We start from the raw sequence: 21,496 nt of genomic DNA on the forward strand, positions 1-21,496 counted from the left end.
GTAATGGAAGCGGTAAAAGCGGCTAACATTTAAAAGGAATGGCGGCATCTCAGCGTTGTCGGAGGAGAAAATTCATGATGATACGTGAACAGATCGAAGCAAAACTTAGGGCAGCGTTCGACCCCGTGTATCTCGAAGTCGTGGATGAAAGTTATCGCCACAATGTCCCAGCGGGCTCTGAAAGTCATTTTAAAGTGGTGTTGGTCAGCGATCGTTTCACCGGTGAGCGTTTCCTTAACCGTCACCGGATGATTTACGGTACGTTGACCGAGGAGCTGTCGAGCACCGTGCATGCGCTGGCGCTGCATACCTATACGATCAAAGAGTGGGAAGGGCTTCAGGACACTGTCTTTGCGTCTCCTCCATGCCGCGGGGCAGGAAGCATCGCGTAAAAATCCCATTTGCAACCGCTGGAGCTTTTCCAGTATGTTGCGTGAAGATTTATCAAAAAACGGCCTACGGGCCGTTTTGTTTTGCCTGGAAAATGTGCGCTGTCGGCACTTTTACAGACAAATTTGCGCGGGAAATGTGAAAAATGCCGCAGCAGTGGGCGACAACCGTTCTCGACTCACAAAAGTGATGCCGCTATAATGCCGCGTCTTATATGAATGTCTTCGGGATGATTCTGACGACAGGGAATGTGTTTCTGATTGAAGAGGGCATCCCGGTTCTGCGAAGCAACTTACACGCGCTTCCAGAGTTGACCGAGCACTGTGATTTTTTTGAGGTAACAAGATGCAAGTTTCAGTTGAAACCACTCAGGGCCTTGGGCGCCGTGTAACGATTACTATCGCCGCTGACAGCATCGAGAATGCTGTCAAAAGCGAGCTGGTCAACGTAGCGAAAAAAGTTCGCATTGACGGCTTCCGTAAAGGCAAAGTGCCGATGAATGTTGTTGCTCAGCGTTATGGCGCATCCGTTCGCCAGGACGTGCTGGGTGACCTGATGAGCCGTAACTTCGTTGACGCGATCATCAAAGAGAAAATCAATCCGGCTGGCGCGCCGAACTACGTTCCGGGCGAATACAAGCTGGGTGAAGACTTCACCTACGCGGTAGAGTTCGAAGTGTATCCGGAAGTTGAACTGCAGGGTCTGGAAGCGATCGAAGTTGAAAAACCGGTTGTTGAAGTGACCGAAGCTGACGTTGACACCATGCTGGACACTCTGCGTAAGCAGCAGGCTACCTGGAAAGACAAAGACGGCGCTGTGGATGCAGAAGATCGCGTAACCATCGACTTCACCGGTTCTGTTGACGGCGAAGAGTTCGAAGGCGGCAAAGCGTCTGACTTCGTACTGGCGATGGGCCAGGGGCGTATGATCCCAGGCTTTGAAGACGGTATCAAAGGCCGCAAAGCGGGCGAAGAGTTCACTATCGACGTGACCTTCCCGGAAGAATACCACGCAGAAAACCTGAAAGGTAAAGCGGCTAAATTCGTTATCAACCTGAAGAAAGTGGAAGAGCGTGAACTGCCGGAACTGACTGCTGAATTCATCAAACGTTTCGGCGTTGAAGATGGTTCCGTAGAAGGTCTGCGCGCTGAAGTGCGTAAAAACATGGATCGCGAGCTGAAAGGCGCCGTGCGTAACCGCGTTAAGTCTCAGGCCATCGAAGGTCTGGTAAAAGCTAACGAAATCGACGTTCCGTCTGCCCTGATCGACAGCGAAATCGACGTTCTGCGTCGTCAGGCTGCTCAGCGTTTCGGTGGTAACGAGAACCAGGCGCTGGAACTGCCGCGCGAGCTGTTCGAAGAGCAGGCTAAACGCCGCGTGGTTGTCGGTCTGCTGCTGGGCGAAGTGATTCGCACCAACGAGCTCAAAGCTGACGAAGAGCGCGTTAAGGGCCTGATCGAAGAGATGGCTTCTGCATACGAAGATCCGAAAGAAGTTGTTGAGTTCTACAGCAAAAACAACGAACTGATGGACAACATGCGTAACGTTGCGCTGGAAGAGCAGGCTGTGGAAGCCGTTCTGGCAAAAGCGAAAGTGTCTGAAAAAGCGACCACTTTCAGCGAGCTGATGAACCAGCAGGCGTAATTTCGCCCCCGGTTTAAGGTTCAGATAAAACCCGTTGCCGCGAGGCTACGGGTTTTTTTTTATCGCAACGATAGCTTCTGCGTGAGTGCGAAAACGCGATATCAATGATAGCGTTACGGCAAAAGGTTGTTATGCTTGAATTACGATGGCATCGTCCCCATTACCAGGAGACGGCACTGCACGCGTGAAATCATGCATAATGACGCAGCGTGGCTATCCCGAGTCGTTCAGGCTGCCAATATGCAGGTAATTTGAATGATGACGGGTAGAAGGCTCTGGCTGATAATCCGTCCATAAGGTTACAATCAGTGCAGCAGGTTTATTCAAAATTAATCCAGGAGACGGAAATGTCATACAGTGGCGAACGAGATAACTTTGCACCCCATATGGCCCTGGTGCCGATGGTCATTGAACAGACCTCGCGCGGTGAACGTTCTTTTGATATCTATTCCCGTCTGCTCAAGGAACGCGTTATCTTTCTGACCGGCCAGGTGGAAGACCACATGGCGAACCTGATCGTGGCGCAGATGCTTTTTCTGGAAGCAGAGAACCCGGAAAAAGACATTTATCTGTACATTAACTCTCCGGGCGGGGTGATCACCGCCGGGATGTCGATTTACGACACCATGCAGTTCATCAAGCCTGACGTGAGCACCATCTGTATGGGGCAGGCGGCATCCATGGGCGCCTTCCTGCTGACCGCAGGGGCGAAGGGCAAGCGTTTCTGCCTGCCGAATTCCCGGGTGATGATCCACCAGCCGCTGGGCGGCTATCAGGGGCAGGCGACGGATATTGAAATTCACGCCCGCGAGATCCTGAAAGTGAAAGGCCGAATGAATGAACTGATGGCACACCATACGGGTCAATCCCTTGAGCAGATCGAGAACGACACCGAGCGTGACCGTTTCTTGTCAGCATCGGAAGCGGTGGAATACGGCCTGGTCGATTCCATTTTGACCCATCGTAATTGATGCCCCTGGCGTAAGGGTGCCGCTATACTTGTCTGAAGTAGGGCGGCACAACGCTGATAAGCGGCTTGCGCCTGAGAATGGCATTTGCGTCGTCGTGTGCGGCACAAAGAACTTAATAAGAGGTTTGGACTCATGACAGATAAACGCAAAGATGGTTCGGGCAAACTGTTGTATTGCTCTTTTTGCGGCAAAAGCCAGCATGAAGTGCGTAAGCTGATCGCCGGGCCATCCGTGTATATCTGCGACGAATGCGTTGATTTATGTAACGACATCATTCGCGAAGAGATTAAAGAAGTCGCGCCGCATCGCGAGCGCAGCGCGCTGCCGACTCCGCACGAAATCCGCCACCACCTGGACGATTACGTTATCGGCCAGGAACCGGCGAAGAAAGTGCTGGCAGTGGCGGTATACAACCACTACAAACGTCTGCGCAATGGCGATACCAGCAACGGCGTTGAGCTGGGGAAAAGCAACATTCTGCTGATCGGGCCGACGGGCTCCGGTAAAACGCTGCTGGCGGAAACGCTGGCGCGTCTGCTGGATGTGCCGTTCACCATGGCTGACGCTACCACCCTGACCGAAGCCGGTTATGTGGGCGAGGATGTTGAAAACATCATCCAGAAGCTGCTGCAGAAATGCGACTACGACGTGCAGAAAGCGCAGCGCGGTATCGTGTATATCGATGAAATCGACAAAATTTCCCGTAAATCGGATAACCCGTCGATTACCCGCGATGTCTCCGGCGAAGGCGTGCAGCAGGCGCTGTTGAAGCTGATTGAAGGCACCGTTGCCGCGGTGCCGCCGCAGGGCGGGCGTAAGCATCCGCAGCAGGAGTTCTTGCAGGTTGATACCTCCAAGATTCTGTTTATTTGCGGCGGCGCATTTGCCGGCCTGGATAAGGTCATTTCCCATCGTGTAGAGACCGGTTCTGGTATTGGTTTCGGCGCGACGGTGAAAGCCAAATCTGACAAAGCGAGCGAAGGTGAGCTGCTGTCCCAGGTTGAACCGGAAGATCTGATCAAATTCGGTCTGATTCCTGAGTTCATCGGCCGTCTGCCGGTGGTGGCGACCCTTAACGAGCTGAGCGAGGAAGCGCTGATTCAGATCCTGAAAGAGCCGAAAAATGCCCTGACCAAACAGTATCAGGCGTTGTTCAATCTGGAAGGCGCTGAGCTGGAGTTCCGTGACGAAGCGCTGGATGCTATCGCCAAGAAAGCGATGGCGCGTAAAACCGGCGCTCGTGGCCTGCGTTCCATCGTAGAAGCGGCTCTGCTTGATACCATGTACGATCTTCCGTCGATGGAAGATGTGGAAAAAGTGGTTATTGACGCTTCGGTCATCGACGGGCAAAGCAAGCCGTTGCTGATTTATGGCAAACCGGAAGCGCAGCAGGCGTCTGGTGAATAATTAGCCAAATCGCTCAAGTAGTTAACTAAAAAGGGGGGATTTTATCCCCCCTTTTATTTTTCCTGCATTCCCGCCGTTGAATGTGTGGAATACATCCCCATATACTGGATTACATATTAACGGCGACGCGATCAAGAATCGTGCCGTCGGCTACCTGGCGGACTTTAAACTAAGAGAGAGCTCTATGAATCCTGAGCGTTCTGAACGCATTGAAATCCCCGTATTGCCGTTGCGCGATGTGGTGGTTTATCCGCACATGGTCATACCCCTGTTTGTAGGGCGGGAAAAATCTATCCGTTGTCTTGAAGCGGCTATGGACCATGATAAAAAAATCATGCTGGTTGCGCAGAAAGAAGCTTCGACGGATGAGCCGGGTGTAAATGATCTTTTCACCGTCGGGACCGTGGCGTCAATTTTACAGATGCTGAAGCTGCCTGATGGCACCGTCAAAGTGCTGGTTGAAGGCCTGCAGCGCGCACGCATTTCCGCATTATCTGACAATGGCGAGCATTTTTCCGCGAAGGCGGAGTACCTCGAATCGCCGGCGATCGATGAACGCGAACAAGAAGTCCTGGTGCGCACCGCAATCGGTCAGTTTGAAGGCTATATCAAACTGAATAAAAAAATTCCGCCGGAAGTGCTGACGTCGCTGAACAGCATCGACGATCCCGCGCGTCTGGCAGATACCATCGCTGCGCACATGCCTCTGAAGCTGGCTGATAAGCAGTCCGTGCTCGAGATGTCCGACGTTAACGAACGTCTGGAATATCTGATGGCGATGATGGAATCAGAAATCGATCTGCTGCAGGTTGAGAAGCGTATTCGCAACCGTGTGAAAAAGCAGATGGAGAAATCTCAGCGTGAGTACTATCTGAATGAGCAGATGAAAGCCATCCAGAAAGAGCTTGGCGAGATGGATGACGCGCCGGACGAGAACGAAGCGCTGAAGCGCAAGATCGACGCGGCAAAAATGCCGAAAGAGGCAAAAGAAAAAACCGAAGCGGAACTGCAAAAGCTGAAGATGATGTCGCCGATGTCGGCGGAAGCGACCGTCGTACGTGGCTACATCGACTGGATGGTGCAGGTGCCGTGGAACGCGCGTAGCAAGGTCAAAAAAGATCTGCGACAGGCGCAGGAGATCCTCGATACTGACCATTATGGTCTGGAGCGCGTGAAGGATCGTATCCTTGAGTATCTCGCAGTGCAGAGCCGCGTTAACAAGCTCAAAGGGCCGATCCTGTGCCTGGTCGGGCCGCCGGGGGTAGGTAAAACCTCGCTGGGCCAGTCTATCGCTAAAGCGACCGGACGTAAGTACGTACGCATGGCGCTGGGCGGCGTGCGCGATGAGGCGGAAATCCGCGGCCATCGTCGTACCTATATTGGCTCTATGCCGGGCAAACTGATCCAGAAAATGGCGAAAGTGGGGGTTAAAAACCCGCTGTTCCTGCTGGATGAGATCGACAAAATGTCCTCCGACATGCGCGGCGATCCGGCTTCGGCACTGCTGGAAGTTCTTGATCCTGAACAGAACGTGGCCTTTAACGACCACTATCTGGAAGTGGACTACGATCTCAGCGATGTCATGTTTGTGGCGACCTCTAACTCCATGAATATTCCGGCGCCGCTGCTGGACCGCATGGAAGTGATTCGTCTCTCCGGGTATACCGAAGATGAAAAACTGAACATCGCCAAACGTCACCTGCTGTCGAAGCAGATTGAGCGTAATGCGCTGAAGAAAGGCGAGCTGACCGTTGAGGACAGCGCTATCGTCGGGATTATTCGCTATTACACCCGTGAGGCGGGCGTGCGTGGACTGGAGCGTGAAATCTCCAAACTGTGCCGTAAAGCGGTTAAACAGCTGCTGCTGGATAAGTCCCTGAAGCACATCACCATTAACGGCGATAATCTGCATGATTTCCTCGGCGTGCAGCGCTATGACTACGGTCGCGCGGATAGTGAAAACCGCGTCGGTCAGGTTACCGGCCTGGCGTGGACGGAGGTGGGCGGCGATCTGCTGACCATTGAAACCGCCTGCGTACCGGGTAAAGGCAAGCTGACCTATACCGGTTCGCTGGGTGAAGTGATGCAGGAGTCGATCCAGGCTGCGTTGACCGTGGTACGTTCGCGGGCGGATAAGCTGGGTATTAACCCGGACTTCTACGAAAAACGCGATATTCACGTTCACGTTCCGGAAGGGGCGACGCCGAAAGATGGCCCGAGCGCCGGTATCGCTATGTGTACCGCGCTGGTTTCCTGTCTGACGGGGAACCCGGTACGTGCCGATGTCGCGATGACAGGGGAAATTACCCTGCGTGGACAGGTATTGCCAATCGGCGGTTTGAAGGAAAAACTGCTGGCGGCCCATCGCGGTGGTATTAAGACTGTTCTGATTCCTGATGAAAACAAACGCGACCTTGAAGAAATTCCAGATAACGTTATCGCCGATTTAGATATCCATCCGGTGAAACGAATCGAAGAAGTTCTGACACTTGCGTTGCAGAACGAGCCTTTCGGCATGCAGGTTGTGACGGCGAAATAGTGACTTCGCGCAAATTGCGTTAATAAAAATAGGGCTGGTAAGTAAATTCGTACTTGCCAGCCTTTTTTTGTGTAGCTAACTTAGATCGCTGGCAGGGGGTCATCTACAACTCTGTTGTAAGGGCATGACAGTCCTGATATAACTGCTGCGCGGTCGCACCACGAAGGATTCTGGTGCGATATAAATTATAAAGAGAGGAAGAGAACAGTGAATAAATCTCAACTGATTGACAAAATTGCTGCGGGTGCGGACATTTCTAAAGCTGCAGCCGGACGTGCGTTAGATGCTTTAATTGCTTCTGTTACTGAATCTCTGCAGGCTGGGGATGACGTTGCGCTGGTCGGGTTTGGTACCTTTGCTGTGAAAGAGCGTGCTGCCCGTACAGGCCGCAACCCGCAAACCGGTAAAGAAATTACCATTGCAGCGGCTAAAGTCCCGGGGTTCCGTGCCGGTAAAGCGCTGAAAGACGCGGTAAACTGATCGGCTTCCCGTCAGGGAATGTGACGAAGTACAAGGGCGCATCGTGAGATGTGCCTTTTTTATTTGTCCGGAACTCGACTTTATCGGTGTTTGTGCGCACTTGTGGGCTGACAATCACCCCGTTTTCTTGTCAAAATAGGCCCTCACGCGCGGCAGCCATCACGTGCTATGCTGCGCGAGCTAAAGTCATCTACAGCGGAGCGTTGTTACACCATGATGGACAACCTACGCACGGCCGCCAACAGCGTCGTGCTCAAGATTATTTTCGGTATTATCATTGTCTCGTTCATTTTGACCGGGGTGAGTGGTTACCTGATTGGCGGCAGCAGCAACTATGCCGCGAAAGTTAATGACCAGGAGATTGGTCGCTCGCAGTTTGAAAATGCCGTTGCCAGCGAACGTAACCGCATGCAGCAGCAGCTTGGCGATCGGTTCTCTGAACTGGCGGCCAACGAAAACTACATGAAAACCATGCGTCAGCAGGTGTTGAACCGTCTTATCGATGAATCGCTGCTGGACCAGTACGCCCGTGAGCTTGGTCTGAGCGTCAGCGACAATCAGGTAAAACAAGCCATCTTCCAGACTCAGGCTTTCCAGACTAACGGCAAATTTGATAACGAACGCTTTGGCGGCATCGTGAATCAAATGGGCATGACCACCGATCAGTACGCGCAGGCGCTGCGTAACCAGCTGACCACTCAGCAACTGATTAATGCCGTTGCCGGTACCGACTTTATGCTGCCGGGCGAATCTGACCAGCTGGCGGCGTTAGTTTCTCAGCAGCGCGTGGTGCGTGAAGCAACCATCGATGTGAATGCGCTGGCGGCGAAACAGACGGTGACCGATGCGGAAATCAACGCTTACTACCAGCAGAACCAGGCGCGTTTTATGGCGCCAGAGCAGTTCCGCGTTAGCTACATCAAAATGGATGCCGCTAGCATGCAGGAGAACGCTTCTGACGCAGAAATTCAGTCATGGTATGACCAGCACCAGGATCAGTTCACGCAACCGCAGCGTAATCGTTACAGCGTGATTCAGACGAAAACCGAAGCGGATGCCCAGGCGGTGGTGGATGAGCTGAAAAAAGGCACAGATTTCGCCACCCTGGCGAAAGAAAAATCTACCGACATTATTTCTGCCCGCAACGGCGGCGATATGGGATGGATGGACGATGCCGCGACGGTACCTGAGCTGAAAGATGCCGGTCTGAAAGAAAAAGGCCAGCTGTCTGGCGTGATTAAATCTTCCGTCGGTTTCCTGGTGGTGCGTCTTGATGATGTGCAGCCGGCACAGGTTAAACCGCTGGCCGAAGTACGCGATGATATTGCGGCGAAAGTTAAGCAGGAAAAAGCGCTGGATGCTTACTACGCGCTGCAACAGAAAGTGAGCGACGCGGCCAGCAACGATAACGAATCTCTGGCAGGCGCTGCGCAGGCTGCGAATGTGAAAGTGGTTGAAACCGGCTGGTTTGGTCATGACAACCTGCCGGAAGAGCTGAACTTTAAACCGGTCTCCGACGCGATCTTCAACGGCGGTCTGGTGGGCGAAAACGGTACGCCGGGCAGCAACTCCGATATCATCACCGTGGATGGCGATCGCGCATTTGTCCTGCGCATCAGCGATCATAAAGCGGAAGCGGTGAAACCGCTGGCGGAAGTGAAAGCGCAGGTTACCGATATCGTGAAGCACACCAAAGCTGAACAGCAGGCGAAGCTGGATGCCGACAAGCTGCTGGCGGCGCTGAAGGATGGCAAAGGTGACGAGGCGATGAAAGCGGCGGGCTTAAGCTTCAGCGCAGCGCAGACGCTGGCACGTACCGGTCAGGATCCATTAAGTCAGGCGGCATTTGCCCTGCCGCTGCCGCAGCAGGGGAAAGCCAGCTACGGCGTGGGGAGTGACATGAAAGGTAACGTTGTGCTGCTGGCGCTGGATGAAGTGAAAGCAGGCGACATGCCGGAAGCGCAGAAAAAAGCCATGGTGCAAGGTATTACGCAGAACAATGCCCAGATTGCTTTCGAAGCGCTGATGAGCAACCTGCGTAAATCAGCGAAAATTAAGCTCGGCGATATCGTCGACCAGCAGCAATAATTTCGCGGCGCTTCGCAAAGCTCAGTAACGTGATGTAATCCCCAAAGGCCGCTTTCGCGGCCTTTTCCATTTCTCTGTTTTGCCTTTTGTCCTCATGTTTCTTGCTCGTTATCGTAGCCTTGCTGTCAACACACAAGGAGATCACAGCATGAAACGAGGTATCACAACGATGATTGCCGCCACCGTACTGTTCTGTGCGGCGGGAAGTCAGATGGCGCTGGCGGCATCGACCAGCGGTAAAGCCGCGGCGGCAAAGGAGAGCGTACAGGCGCCGCAGGATAAAGCGCCTGAGACGCTCAACCCCATGCCGGGCGCTGCCAGGGTCAGTATCAACAGCGCCAGTGCGGAGGAGCTGATGCAGGCGATGAACGGCGTCGGCCTGAAAAAAGCGCAGGCCATTGTCAGCTATCGTGAAGAATATGGGCCGTTTAAAACCGTGGACGATCTCAAGCAGGTTCCCGGAATGGGGCATTCCCTGGTTGAGAGAAATCTGTCGCATTTGACGTTGTAATTTACCTATGGGGCTTGCACAGCCGCAAATTTTTGCCAGACTAAAGAGGTTACACCAGTGGTGTGACCTCTGACCTCAATATGACAATAAGACTAAGGCACTTGCGCTATGCAGACACAAATCAAAGTTCGCGGCTATCATCTGGATGTTTATCAGCACGTTAACAACGCTCGCTATCTTGAGTTTCTTGAGGAGGCTCGTTGGGATGGCCTGGAGAACAGTGCCGCATTTCACTGGATGACCGCACGTAACATCGCCTTTGTGGTGGTGAACATAAATATCAACTACCGTCGCCCGGCGGTACTGGGGGATGTGTTAACCGTGACCAGCCACCTGCAGCAGCTTAATGGTAAAAGCGGCACCTTAAACCAGACGGTCACGCTAAATCCTGAAGGTGAAGTGGTGGCGGATGCGGTAATTACGTTTGTCTGCATTGATTTAAAAACCCAGAAAGCGCTGCCGCTGGACGGTGAACTGCGTGAGAAGCTGGAACAGATGGAGATGTAAGAATGCATCGCTGTAGCATTCTGTAGCCCCGCTAAGCGCAGCGCGAGCGGGGGCGTTCCCGGATAGCGGCGCAAGCGCCTTATCCGGTCTACCGGCTGTAGCATCTGGTAGCCCCGCTAAGCGCAGCGCGAGCGGGGGGCGTTCCCGGATAGCGGCGCAAGCGCCTTATCCGGTCTACCGGCTGCAGCATCTGGTAGCCCCGCTAAGCGCAGCGCGAGCGGGGGCGTGGTGCAGAGGGTTTATTTCAACCCGGTTTTTTGTTTCATCACCGTCATCACGCCGACCTTATCGGCCAGGTACTGATGCAGGCCGTTGGCGCGCAGGTTACAGGCGGCGCACTGCCCGCAGCCGTCACCTTTAATGCCGTTATAGCAGGTCAGGGTTTCGCGACGTACCCGCTCCAGCTGGCCCCAGTAGTCCGCCAGTGCCCAGGTTTCGGCTTTGTTCAGCCACATTAGCGGGGTTTCGAAGCGGATATCCTTCGCCATACCCAGGCTAACGGCGTGGTGGAGCGCTTTGACGAACTCGTCGCGGCAGTCCGGATAGCCGGAAAAATCGGTTTCGCAGACGCCGGTAATAATGGCTTCCGCTTTGACCTGATAGGCATAAATCGCCGCCAGGGTTAAAAACAGAATATTACGCCCGGGAACGAAAGTATTAGGGATCCCGCTGGCATCCGGCGCGTAGTCCGGTACCGGGATGTTATCGCGGGTCAGGCTGCTGACCGCCAGCTCATTGAGCAGCGTCACATCCAGCACCTTATGAGCGACGGCGCCAAGCGTCAGCGCCAGCTCGCGAGCCACGTCAATTTCCGCGCGGTGGCGTTGTCCATAATCAAAAGTGACGCAATGCACTTCATCATACTGTTTCAGAGCCTGCACCAGGCAGGTCGTTGAATCTTGTCCTCCGCTGAAGACAACTACGGCGCGTTTCATGGCAATTCCTGACTATCGAAGTGAAAGCGATATGGTAGCGCTTGATGAGCGCGGCGACCAGCTTCATCACGGCGCTGATGCCGGCAGCCAGGCGCTGGCGAAATCAAACCAGCCGCGGGCATTGAGCCGCAGGCCATTTACGCCCGGCGGGGCGCTGATGCGATAATTGTAATTAAACAGCGGCGTCATGATGGCATCATCCATCAGAATGTTGAAGACGTTGCGCAGCGCTTCGTTACGGCTACGTTCTTCCGGCTGAGCCTGGACGGCATCGAGCGTCGCCTGCAAATGCGCATATTGCGCCCCGGTCAGCAAATTAGGCCACATCGTATCGCAGCGCAGCCACTGTTCCAGCGTATATTCCGGCGCTTCACCAATCAGGCGATCGCCCATGACCAAATCCGCCCGGGCCAGATCCTGGCAACCCTCCCAATTTTTCGCGTCGTGAAAAATGAGTGTCAGTTGGCAACCGAGGGCGGCAAGCCGCTGGCGAAGCTGTTGTGCCATCGCATGCAGTTCGACGGGAAGGTGGTACAGCAGCGTCAGTTTCCCCGGCAGCGGAACGTCCTGATTCTCCGGCCCCTGGGGTATTGACCAGCCGGGTAGCACTGCATTGCTGGGCGTGATCAGATCTTCGTCCAGAGGAAGCGTTTCCAGCAGTGAAGAACGGTGGATCAACGACACCAGCCGCTGAGCCTGGGCTTTACTGAGCCGACGGCTCTGGCGCAGCGTCAAATAGCAAAAGCCAAGGCTAATGCTATTACTGACCTGACGAAGATTCGTCAGCTCGTCCGGGTCGCCAATGGTGATCTGCACCGGGTGACGGCAGCTGGTGCCCAAATTCTGTTCAAACAGCTGGGGGGTGATCCAGTACTCTACGGCCTGGATCAGGGGATGATTCAGATGATAACGCGGATGGTTTTCCAGCCTGACCAGCTCCGGGCTGAACAGCTTCAGGCGGAACGGGCCGCTGCCAAGGCTGGGATCGTCGGGGTGCGCCAGCACGCTACAGTAGCTCGCCAGGCGAAACGGTAGCCAGTAATCCGGGCGGTGCAGGGTGATGGTCAGACATTGGGCATGGGTGATATCAATCCGGCTAATACTGGCAAACAGCGTGCGTAAGGCCGGCAGCTTGAGCAACATCAGCAGCCGTTGCCGAAGCTGCGGCGTTTCTATCGGGTCACCGTTATGCCAGAACAACGTCGAGCGGATATAAAAATGCCAGCGTAGACCGTCCGGCGACACCTGCCAGTGGTGGGCTAAATCGCCTATCGGCGAGGTACTTTGCGCATCAAAGCGCGTCAGGCCGGAAAAAATTTGTCCGGCGAGATGCTGCTCCGCCCGTCCGGGAAGAAAACCGGGACGTAGCGCTTCAAGCGGGCGGTAATAGGGAATACGCAGCGTGGGCGTGTTATTTTGCCACTGGCCGCCAAGAAACGGGGACAGCAGCGCTTTAAGTTCCACCGGCGCCAGCTGCGCCAGCTCCAGCGCATTTTTCTGCTGCCCGTTATTCAGCGCCTGTTCCATCATTTCATTACGCAACGTTTCCGGCGCTTTGTGAAAAGTGAGGGTGCCGCGCTTTCCGCGACCGGAACTGGCCTGCCAGCTTAGCCAGCCGGCCTGCTGAGCCTGGCGCAGCAGCGTGCGAATATGGCGTTCGCTGCAAAAACAGCGTTCAGCCAGTTCACCGACGGTGGCCTGCTGCGGCGCGCCGGAGGAGGGCAGCCAGAGGCGCTGGTACTGGTTTAGTCGATTCAGTAATCTCATATTACACTTCGTCCTTCAACCTGCCTCTGCGTTGGCTACGGTCGCTCACCCCGGCCACTGCCTGGAGTAAGCTCCCGGGATTCGCTCGTTCGCGGTCGGCGCGGGCGCCGTTTATAAACCCGGAACAATAAAAAATATCTATTCACTATTACTTCCGTATATATCAGGCAATACTGGAACACAAGCAAAATCCACCCCCCTTCCTGGGAGCAGAACATGGCAAGACTCGCGGCATTTGATATGGACGGCACGCTGTTGCTGCCGGACCATCGTCTGGGAACGTCGACGCTGGCAACGCTGAAGCGTCTGCGTGAGCGCGACATCACCCTGACCTTTGCCACGGGACGCCATGCGCTGGAGATGCGCCATGTGATCGGCGAGTTCTCGCTGGATGCCTACTTAATTACCGGCAACGGCACGCGTATTCACTCTCTGGATGGGGAGGAGCTGCACCGCAGCGATCTTGATCCGGGCGTCGCGGAAGTGGTGCTGCACCGCCGCTGGGAGACCGCGGCCAGCATGCATGTGTTTAATGACGGCGGTTGGTTTACCGGCAAGGAAATTCCCGACCTTCTCAAGGCGCACGTCTTTAGCGGTTTCCGCTATCAGATTGTCGATCCGCAGCGGATGCCGCTCGATAAAGTCACCAAGGTCTGCTTCTGTGGCGATCATGAAGATCTCCGGCGACTAGAAGTGCAGCTGAGCGCAGCGCTTGCCGATCGCGCCCATATCTGTTTTTCCGCGTTCGATTGTCTGGAAGTGCTGCCAACTGGCTGTAATAAAGGCGCGGCGCTGGCGGTGCTGAGCCAGCATCTTGGCCTGTCCATGCAGGATTGTATGGCGTTTGGTGATGCGATGAATGATTGCGAGATGCTTGGCAGCGTCGGGCGTGGCGTCATTATGGGCAACGCGATGCCGCAGCTCAAAGCTGAACTGCCGCATTTACCGGTTATCGGAGACTGCCGTCATGAGGCGGTCTCCCATTTTTTAACTCATTGGCTGGATAACCCTGATCTTCCTTATTCCCCCGAATAAATAGACGCTTCCAGCAAGCCAGACACCGCGGTGTCTGGCTTTTTTTTATTGCGCCTTCACCATTTGCGCAATTTTTGCCTGCCACGGCGCGATATCACCGATATGGCTCGCCACCCACTGCGGGTTGTAATAGCTTTCCAGATAGCGTTCGCCGCTATCGCACAGCAGAGTGACGATCGAACCTGAGCGGCCTTCCGCGCGCATCCTTATCGCAAGCTCAAGCACGCCCCACATATTGGTGCCGGTCGAAGCGCCGACCTTACGCCCGAGCAGCGTTTCCAGCCACAGGGCGGTGGCGACGCTGGCGGCATCCGGCACCCGCAGCATTTCATCGACGACGTCAGGAATAAATGACGGCTCGACGCGCGGGCGGCCAATCCCTTCAATCTTACTGCCGACCGGACTGCGCAGGCTGGCATCGCGGCTTTGCCAGTAATCGAGAAAGACCGAATTCTGTGGGTCAACCACCAGCAGCCGGGTGTCATAGCCCTGGCAGCGGATATAGCGGCCAATCGTTGCCGAGGTGCCGCCGGTGCCCGCGCTCATCACAATATAAGAGGGCTGCGGATGGGGTTCATGGGTCATCTGACGGAAGATGCTGTCAGCAATATTGTTATTGCCGCGCCAGTCGGTAGCGCGCTCGGCGAAGGTGAACTGATCCATATAATGGCCGTTCAGCTCGCGGGCCAGCATCTCGGATGCGGCATAAATTTCGCAGGCGCTGTCGACAAAGTGGCAGCGACCGCCATAAAACTCAATCTGTTCAATTTTACGTTTCGCCGTGCAGGAGGGCATTACGGCGATAAAGGGCAGGTCTAGCAGCCGTGCAAAATAGGCTTCAGAGACCGCGGTCGAGCCGGAAGATGACTCAATAATCGTCGTCCCCTCTTTAATCCAGCCATTACACAGGCCGTAAAGGAACAGCGAGCGCGCCAGGCGGTGTTTCAGGCTGCCGGTGGGATGGGTGCTTTCATCCTTCAGGTAGATCTGAATTCCAGGGAACCCCGGCAGCGCCAGGCGAATAAGGTGCGTATCGGCGGATCGCTGATAATCGGCGTTGATTTCACTCATCGCGTGTTTTACCCAGGCGCTATTCATCGTCATTTCCTGTTTGTCATTTTGTGCCCAGCTTAGCGGAACTCACAGGAAAAATTGTTGCTATTTAGCCTTTCAATTACAATTAAAGGAGTAAATTTTTCTCCCGAGGCGCCCTATGTTAGATAAAATTGACCGAAAGCTGCTTTCTTTGTTGCAAACAGACTGCACCCTCTCTTTGCAGGCGCTGGCTGATGCCGTTAATCTGACCACCACACCCTGCTGGAAACGCCTGAAGCGACTTGAAGATGACGGCATTCTGCGCGGGCGCGTGGCGCTGCTGGATGCCGAAAAGCTTGGGCTCGGTCTGACGGCTTTTGTGCTGATTAAGACCCAGCATCACAGCAGCGAGTGGTACTGCCGTTTCGTCAGCGAGGTCACGCAGATGGCGGAGGTTCTCGGCTTCTGGCGGATGGCGGGAGAGTATGATTATCTGCTGCGGGTGCAGGTGGCGGATATGAAACGCTATGACGATTTTTATAAACGGCTGGTGAACAGCGTACCGGGGCTCTCCGATGTCACTTCGAGTTTCGCCATGGAACAGATAAAATACACCACTGCCTTGCCCATTGATTAACGGCTTTTGCCGCGACGATTTCTACACTCAGGATTTAACTGCTTGCGATTATTTGCTCAACTTAGCTGGTACTTCCGCCGGGAGTGGCGCCGTTATCTCGGCGCCGTCGCCCTGCTGGCCATTATCGCCGTCTTACAGCTGGTCCCGCCTAAAGTGGTGGGGATCGTGGTCGACGGCGTCACCAGACAACATTACACCGCAGAGAAGGTGTGGATGTGGATCGGGCTGCTGGTTCTGATCGCGGTGATGGTCTATCTGCTGCGCTATGTCTGGCGCGTGCTGCTTTTTGGCGCCTCTTATCAGCTGGCCGTGGAGCTGCGGGAGGACTTTTATCGTCAGCTCAGCCGCCAGCATCCGGCCTTTTACCTGCGCCACCGGACCGGCGATCTGATCGCCCGCGCGACCAATGATGTGGACCGGGTGGTCTTTGCGGCGGGTGAAGGCGTCCTGACGCTGGTGGATTCGCTGGTGATGGGCTGTGCGGTATTGATTGTCATGTCGACGCAAATCAGCTGGCAGCTCACGCTGCTGGCGCTGCTGCCGATGCCGGTGATGGCCCTGGTGATTAAGCGTAATGGCGATGCGCTGCATGAGCGTTTTCGCGTTGCGCAGGCGGCCTTTTCCAGCCTCAATGACCGGACGCAGGAAAGCCTGACCAGTATCCGCATGATTAAGGCCTTTGGCCTTGAAGACCGGCAGTCGGCGCAGTTTTCTGCCGATGCGGCGGATACCGGCAGAAAAAATATGCGCGTGGCGCGTATCGATGCGCGCTTCGATCCGACGATCTATATCGCGATTGGTACCGCCAATCTGCTGGCGATCGGCGGAGGGAGCTGGATGGTGCTGCAGGGCAACATGACCCTCGGCCAGCTGACCAGTTTTGTGATGTATCTCGGTTTGATGATTTGGCCAATGCTGGCGCTGGCATGGATGTTTAACATCGTTGAGCGCGGCAGTGCGGCCTATAGCCGAATTCGGACGATGCTCGAAGAGGCGCCGACGGTGAACGATGGTAGCGAAAGCGCCCCGGAAGGGCGCGGGGCGCTTAACGTCGCGGTGCGTGAGTTTATCTACCCGCAGGCGAACAAAGCTTCGCTGGAAAAGGTGAACTTTGTGCTGCAGCCGGGGCAAATGCTGGGCATCTGCGGGCCGACCGGAGCGGGGAAAAGCACCATTCTGGCGCTGATCCAACGCCATTTCGACGTCACGCAAGGGGATATTCGTTTCCACGATATTCCGTTGACCCGCCTGCAGCTCGATAGCTGGCGCGCCAGACTGGCGGTGGTGAACCAGACGCCGTTCCTGTTCTCAGATACCGTCGCCAGCAATATCGCTCTCGGCAGGCCCGAGGCGACGCAGGAGCAAATTGAGCATGTCGCGCGGCTTGCCAGCGTGCATGAAGATATTCTGCGTCTGCCCCAGGGGTACGACACCGAGGTTGGCGAGCGCGGCGTGATGCTATCCGGCGGGCAGAAACAGCGCATATCCATTGCCCGCGCGCTGTTGCTGGAGGCGGAAATTTTGATTCTTGACGATGCGCTGTCGGCGGTTGATGGCCGGACTGAGCACCAGATATTGCATAACCTGCGCCAGTGGGGAGAGGGGCGGACGGTGATCATCAGCGCCCATCGCCTGTCGGCGTTGACCGAAGCTAATGAGATTCTGGTCATGCAGCATGGGCATATTGCCCAGCGCGGTCGCCATGATGCGCTGAGCGCTCAGCCCGGCTGGTATCGCGATATGTATCGTTATCAGCAGCTGGAAGCGGCGCTCGACGATGCGCCGCAGGAACATGAGGAGGCCGCTGATGCGTAGTTTTTCCGAACTTTGGCCCACCTTAAAACGCCTGCTGGCCTACGGTTCTCCGTGGCGTAAACCGTTGATCATTGCGGTCGTCATGATGTGGATTGCCGCGGCGGCCGAGGTGAGCGGTCCGCTGCTGATCAGCTACTTTATCGATAATATGGTCGCCAGGAACTCGCTGTCTCTGAAGCTGGTATGCGGTCTTGCCGCAGCCTATATTGGGCTGCAGATCCTCGCGGCGACCCTGCACTACAATCAGTCGCTGCTGTTTAACCGTGCCGCCGTCGGCGTGGTCCAGCAGCTGCGCAGCGACGTAATGGATGCGGCGCTGCGTCAGCCGCTCAGCGAATTTGATACCCAGCCGGTCGGGCAACTGATCTCCCGCGTCACCAACGACACCGAAGTGATTCGCGATCTGTATGTCACGGTGGTTGCGACGGTACTGCGCAGCGCCGCGCTGATTGGCGCGATGCTGGTGGCGATGTTCAGCCTCGACTGGCGAATGGCGCTGGTGGCGCTGGCTATCTTCCCGGCGGTGTTGATCGTGATGATGATTTATCAGCGCTACAGCACGCCCATCGTACGCCGGGTTCGCGCCTGGCTTGCGGATATTAACGATGGCTTTAATGAAGTCATTAACGGCATGGGCGTTATCCAGCAGTTCCGCCAGCAGGCGCGGTTCGGCGAACGGATGCGTGAAGCCAGCTATGCTCACTATCTGGCGCGGATGCAAACCCTGCGCCTCGACGGTTTCCTGCTTCGCCCGCTGCTGAGTCTGTTCTCATCGCTGGTGCTCTGCGGGCTGCTGATGCTGTTTGGCTTTAGCTCGGCAGGTTCTATCGAAGTCGGGGTACTGTATGCCTTTATCAGCTATCTGGGGCGCCTGAATGAGCCGCTGATTGAGCTGACGACCCAACAGTCGATGCTGCAGCAGGCGGTGGTGGCCGGCGAGCGCGTCTTCGAGCTAATGGATCGCCCACGCCAGGCGTGGGGAGAGGATAATGCGCCGCTGCGCAGCGGCGCGGTGTCGGTAGAGAATCTCTCGTTTGCTTATCGCGGCGATCGCCTGGTGCTGCAGGATATTAATCTCGACATTCCGTCCCGCGGGTTCGTGGCGCTGGTGGGGCACACCGGCAGCGGCAAAAGCACGCTCGCCAGCCTGATGATGGGCTATTACCCGCTGAGCAGGGGAGAAATTCGGATTGATGGCCGTCCGCTCTCCTCATTAAGCCACAGCGCATTGCGCCAGGGCGTGGCGATGGTGCAACAGGATCCGGTGGTGCTGGCGGATACGTTTTATGCCAACGTCACCCTTGGCCGCGACATTAGCGAGGCGCAGGTCTGGGAAGCGCTGGAGTCCGTGCAGCTGGCCGAGCTGGCGCGTGGGATGAGCGGGGGGATCTACACCCAGCTGGGCGAGCAGGGGAATACGCTCTCCGTCGGGCAGAAGCAGCTTCTGGCGCTGGCTCGCGTGCTGGTTGAGACCCCGCAGATACTGATCCTCGATGAGGCGACGGCGAATATCGACTCCGGCACCGAGCAGGCGATTCAGCAAGCGCTGGCGAAAGTTCGCCAGCGCACCACCTTAGTGGTTATCGCGCACCGTCTGTCGACGATCGTTGAGGCGGATACCATTCTGGTGCTGCACCGCGGGCAGGCCGTTGAGCGTGGAAACCATCAGCAGCTGCTGGCGGCAAAAGGACGCTACTGGCAAATGTATCAACTGCAGCTGGTGGGTGAGGAACTGGCGGCCAGCGCGCAGGAAGAGTCGCTTATCGCCTGATGCACCATAAGCAGGCAGTCGCTGCGGCGCGATTTAGCGTGGTGCAAAAATGCAACCCGCAATGCACTATGATGGTGCGTTTTTGGCCGTGGCTGCCCGTTTTGCGTCATCTTCTGTCTCCGTTCGCCTGTTTTCTTGCTTAAAAGGGCCGCTTAGCGGCCCTTTTTCATTTCTGGCATAGCCCTTGCTTTATTCCCTGTGTGTTAGCTGCTGCCATTACGAATTTCGAGCGGAGGGGACTTATGAAGCTGGTTACCGTGGTAATCAAACCATTCAAACTGGAAGATGTGCGTGAAGCGTTATCTTCTATCGGCATTCAGGGCCTGACGGTCACTGAGGTTAAAGGGTTCGGCCGCCAGAAAGGCCATGCCGAGCTATACCGTGGTGCCGAGTACAGCGTCAATTTTCTACCAAAGGTGAAGATTGATGTCGCGATTGCCGACGATCAGCTTGATGAGGTCGTTGATGTGATTAGTAAGGCGGCCTACACCGGAAAAATTGGCGATGGCAAAATTTTTGTCGCCGAGTTGCAACGCGTTATTCGCATCCGCACCGGCGAAGCCGACGAAGCGGCACTGTAACGTCCAGACCACACAGTGATGGGGATCGAGAAAATGAAGATAGCAACAATGAAAACAGGTCTGGGTGCGCTGGCGCTGCTTCCGGGGCTGGCGATGGCCGCGCCGGCAGTGGCAGATAAAGCCGACAACGCCTTTATGATGATTTGCACCGCGCTGGTGCTGTTTATGACCATTCCGGGCATCGCGCTGTTTTACGGCGGCCTGATTCGCGGTAAAAACGTGCTCTCCATGCTGACCCAGGTGATTGTCACCTTCGCGCTGGTGTGCATCCTGTGGGTCGTTTACGGCTACACCCTGGCGTTCGGTACCGGTGGCAGCTTCTTCGGTGACTTCAACTGGGTATTGCTGAAAAATATTGAGCTAACAGCGCTGATGGGCTCCTTCTATCAGTACATCCATGTCGCTTTCCAGGGCTCGTTTGCCTGTATCACCGTGGCGCTGATCGTTGGCGCGCTGGCGGAGCGCATCCGCTTCTCCGCGGTGCTGATTTTTGTGGTGGTGTGGATGACGCTCTCCTATGTGCCGATTGCGCATATGGTGTGGGGCGGCGGTCTGCTGGCGACGCATGGCGCGCTGGATTTTGCCGGCGGCACCGTGGTGCATATCAACGCCGCCGTTGCCGGGCTGGTGGGAGCCTATATGATGGGCAAACGCGTCGGCTTTGGCAAAGAAGCGTTCAAACCGCATAACCTGCCGATGGTCTTCACCGGTACCGCGATTCTGTATGTTGGCTGGTTTGGCTTTAACGCCGGTTCAGCGAGTGCGGCGAACGAAATTTCTGCCCTGGCCTTCGTTAACACCGTCGTGGCGACAGCCGCCGCGATTCTGGCCTGGACCTTCGGCGAGTGGGCGACCCGCGGTAAACCGTCTCTGTTAGGCGCCTGTTCCGGGGCGATTGCCGGTCTGGTTGGCATTACGCCGGCATGTGGTTTCGTTGGGGTTGGCGGCGCGCTGATTGTGGGTCTCGCTTCTGGCCTTGCGGGTCTGTGGGGGGTAACGGTGCTGAAACGCTGGCTGCGCGTTGACGACCCGTGCGATGTTTTCGGGGTGCATGGCGTGTGCGGCATCGTCGGCTGTATTCTGACCGGTATCTTTGCCGCAACCTCACTGGGCGGCGTCGGCTATGCGGAAGGGGTGACCATGGGCCATCAGCTGCTGGTGCAGCTGGAAAGTATCGCCATCACCATCGTCTGGTCCGGCATTGTGGCCTACATCGGCTACAAAGTGGCGGATATGACCGTCGGTCTGCGCGTACCGGAAGAGCAGGAGCGCGAAGGTCTGGACGTCAACAGCCATGGCGAAAACGCCTACAACGCCTGATAAATTACGTTGTCTCCTGTAGCAGCAAAGCCTCCCATCGGGAGGCTTTGTTCGTTTCGGCGG

Annotated in this window: 18 protein-coding genes; 15 read left to right on the forward strand and 3 right to left on the reverse strand. The window is 55.8% G+C overall.

The window, feature by feature from the left end:
- Window positions 1–74 precede the first annotated feature (74 nt).
- The 9 genes from bolA to EDF73_RS09060 all read left to right on the forward strand — a co-directional run bounded on the left by bolA (window position 75) and on the right by EDF73_RS09060 (window position 10,537).
- The gene (bolA, locus tag EDF73_RS09015) at window positions 75–392 is read left to right on the forward strand and encodes a transcriptional regulator BolA (RefSeq protein WP_015585028.1); all 318 of its coding nucleotides are present in this window, start codon (window positions 75–77) and stop codon (window positions 390–392) included.
- A gap of 343 nt (window positions 393–735) precedes the next feature.
- On the forward strand, window positions 736–2,034 hold the full coding sequence (tig, locus tag EDF73_RS09025) for a trigger factor (RefSeq protein ID WP_132728441.1): 1,299 nt from the start codon (window positions 736–738) through the stop codon (window positions 2,032–2,034).
- Window positions 2,035–2,381: 347 nt separating this feature from the next.
- Window positions 2,382–3,005: an ATP-dependent Clp endopeptidase proteolytic subunit ClpP gene (clpP, locus tag EDF73_RS09030; protein WP_132728443.1), complete on the forward strand. Its 624-nt coding sequence runs from the start codon at window positions 2,382–2,384 to the stop codon at window positions 3,003–3,005.
- A 132-nt stretch (window positions 3,006–3,137) separates the two neighbouring features.
- Entirely contained in the window at window positions 3,138–4,412 is a 1,275-nt protein-coding gene (gene clpX, locus EDF73_RS09035; RefSeq protein ID WP_004858716.1) for an ATP-dependent protease ATP-binding subunit ClpX, read from the forward strand.
- Window positions 4,413–4,596: 184 nt separating this feature from the next.
- Window positions 4,597–6,951, forward strand: coding sequence for an endopeptidase La (gene lon / locus EDF73_RS09040; protein ID WP_132728445.1), 2,355 nt, complete (start codon window positions 4,597–4,599; stop codon window positions 6,949–6,951).
- A 207-nt stretch (window positions 6,952–7,158) separates the two neighbouring features.
- Window positions 7,159–7,431 carry a nucleoid-associated protein HU-beta gene (gene hupB / locus EDF73_RS09045; RefSeq protein ID WP_002444653.1) on the forward strand — a complete coding sequence of 91 codons (273 nt, stop codon included), beginning with the start codon at window positions 7,159–7,161 and terminating at the stop codon, window positions 7,429–7,431.
- Between the two features lie 213 nt (window positions 7,432–7,644).
- Entirely contained in the window at window positions 7,645–9,519 is a 1,875-nt protein-coding gene (gene ppiD, locus EDF73_RS09050; protein WP_132728447.1) for a peptidylprolyl isomerase, read from the forward strand.
- A 148-nt stretch (window positions 9,520–9,667) separates the two neighbouring features.
- Window positions 9,668–10,030, forward strand: a complete 363-nt coding sequence (locus EDF73_RS09055) for a helix-hairpin-helix domain-containing protein (RefSeq protein ID WP_165905683.1) — start codon at window positions 9,668–9,670, stop codon at window positions 10,028–10,030.
- 108 nt (window positions 10,031–10,138) lie between these two features.
- Entirely contained in the window at window positions 10,139–10,537 is a 399-nt protein-coding gene (locus tag EDF73_RS09060; RefSeq protein WP_132728449.1) for a YbgC/FadM family acyl-CoA thioesterase, read from the forward strand.
- A 239-nt stretch (window positions 10,538–10,776) separates the two neighbouring features.
- Here the strand turns inward: EDF73_RS09060 and queC are convergent, their stop codons facing one another.
- Window positions 10,777–11,472: a 7-cyano-7-deazaguanine synthase QueC gene (gene queC / locus EDF73_RS09065; RefSeq protein WP_132728450.1), complete on the reverse strand. Its 696-nt coding sequence runs from the start codon at window positions 11,470–11,472 to the stop codon at window positions 10,777–10,779.
- A 66-nt stretch (window positions 11,473–11,538) separates the two neighbouring features.
- Window positions 11,539–13,239 (reverse strand): SgrR family transcriptional regulator, encoded by a 1,701-nt coding sequence (locus tag EDF73_RS09070; protein WP_132728451.1) that lies wholly within the window; start codon window positions 13,237–13,239, stop codon window positions 11,539–11,541.
- A gap of 216 nt (window positions 13,240–13,455) precedes the next feature.
- On the opposite strand from EDF73_RS09070, the gene cof reads away from it, so the two are divergent.
- Entirely contained in the window at window positions 13,456–14,274 is an 819-nt protein-coding gene (gene cof / locus EDF73_RS09075) for an HMP-PP phosphatase (RefSeq protein WP_132728452.1), read from the forward strand.
- Window positions 14,275–14,319: 45 nt separating this feature from the next.
- Here cof and EDF73_RS09080 read toward each other — a convergent pair whose 3' ends face one another.
- A complete protein-coding gene (locus EDF73_RS09080) occupies window positions 14,320–15,372 on the reverse strand; it encodes a PLP-dependent cysteine synthase family protein (RefSeq protein ID WP_132728453.1) in 1,053 nt (350 codons plus the stop codon).
- 115 nt (window positions 15,373–15,487) lie between these two features.
- Between EDF73_RS09080 and EDF73_RS09085 the strand changes: the two genes are divergently transcribed.
- From EDF73_RS09085 to amtB, 5 genes are all read left to right on the forward strand, one after another.
- Entirely contained in the window at window positions 15,488–15,946 is a 459-nt protein-coding gene (locus tag EDF73_RS09085; protein ID WP_132728454.1) for an Lrp/AsnC family transcriptional regulator, read from the forward strand.
- Window positions 15,947–15,988: 42 nt separating this feature from the next.
- Window positions 15,989–17,761 (forward strand): SmdA family multidrug ABC transporter permease/ATP-binding protein, encoded by a 1,773-nt coding sequence (locus EDF73_RS09090; protein WP_132728455.1) that lies wholly within the window; start codon window positions 15,989–15,991, stop codon window positions 17,759–17,761.
- A complete protein-coding gene (locus EDF73_RS09095) occupies window positions 17,754–19,532 on the forward strand; it encodes a SmdB family multidrug efflux ABC transporter permease/ATP-binding protein (protein ID WP_132728456.1) in 1,779 nt (592 codons plus the stop codon). Before EDF73_RS09090 ends, EDF73_RS09095 begins: the two co-directional genes overlap by 8 nt.
- Before the next feature lie 242 nt (window positions 19,533–19,774).
- Window positions 19,775–20,113, forward strand: a complete 339-nt coding sequence (gene glnK, locus EDF73_RS09100) for a P-II family nitrogen regulator (RefSeq protein WP_004858743.1) — start codon at window positions 19,775–19,777, stop codon at window positions 20,111–20,113.
- 33 nt (window positions 20,114–20,146) lie between these two features.
- Window positions 20,147–21,433 carry an ammonium transporter AmtB gene (gene amtB / locus EDF73_RS09105; protein WP_165905684.1) on the forward strand — a complete coding sequence of 429 codons (1,287 nt, stop codon included), beginning with the start codon at window positions 20,147–20,149 and terminating at the stop codon, window positions 21,431–21,433.
- The last annotated feature ends 63 nt before the right edge of the window (window positions 21,434–21,496 follow it).

The sequence above is a fragment of the Klebsiella sp. BIGb0138 genome (assembly GCF_004342285.1).
Taxonomy (GTDB): Bacteria; Pseudomonadota; Gammaproteobacteria; order Enterobacterales; family Enterobacteriaceae; genus Klebsiella.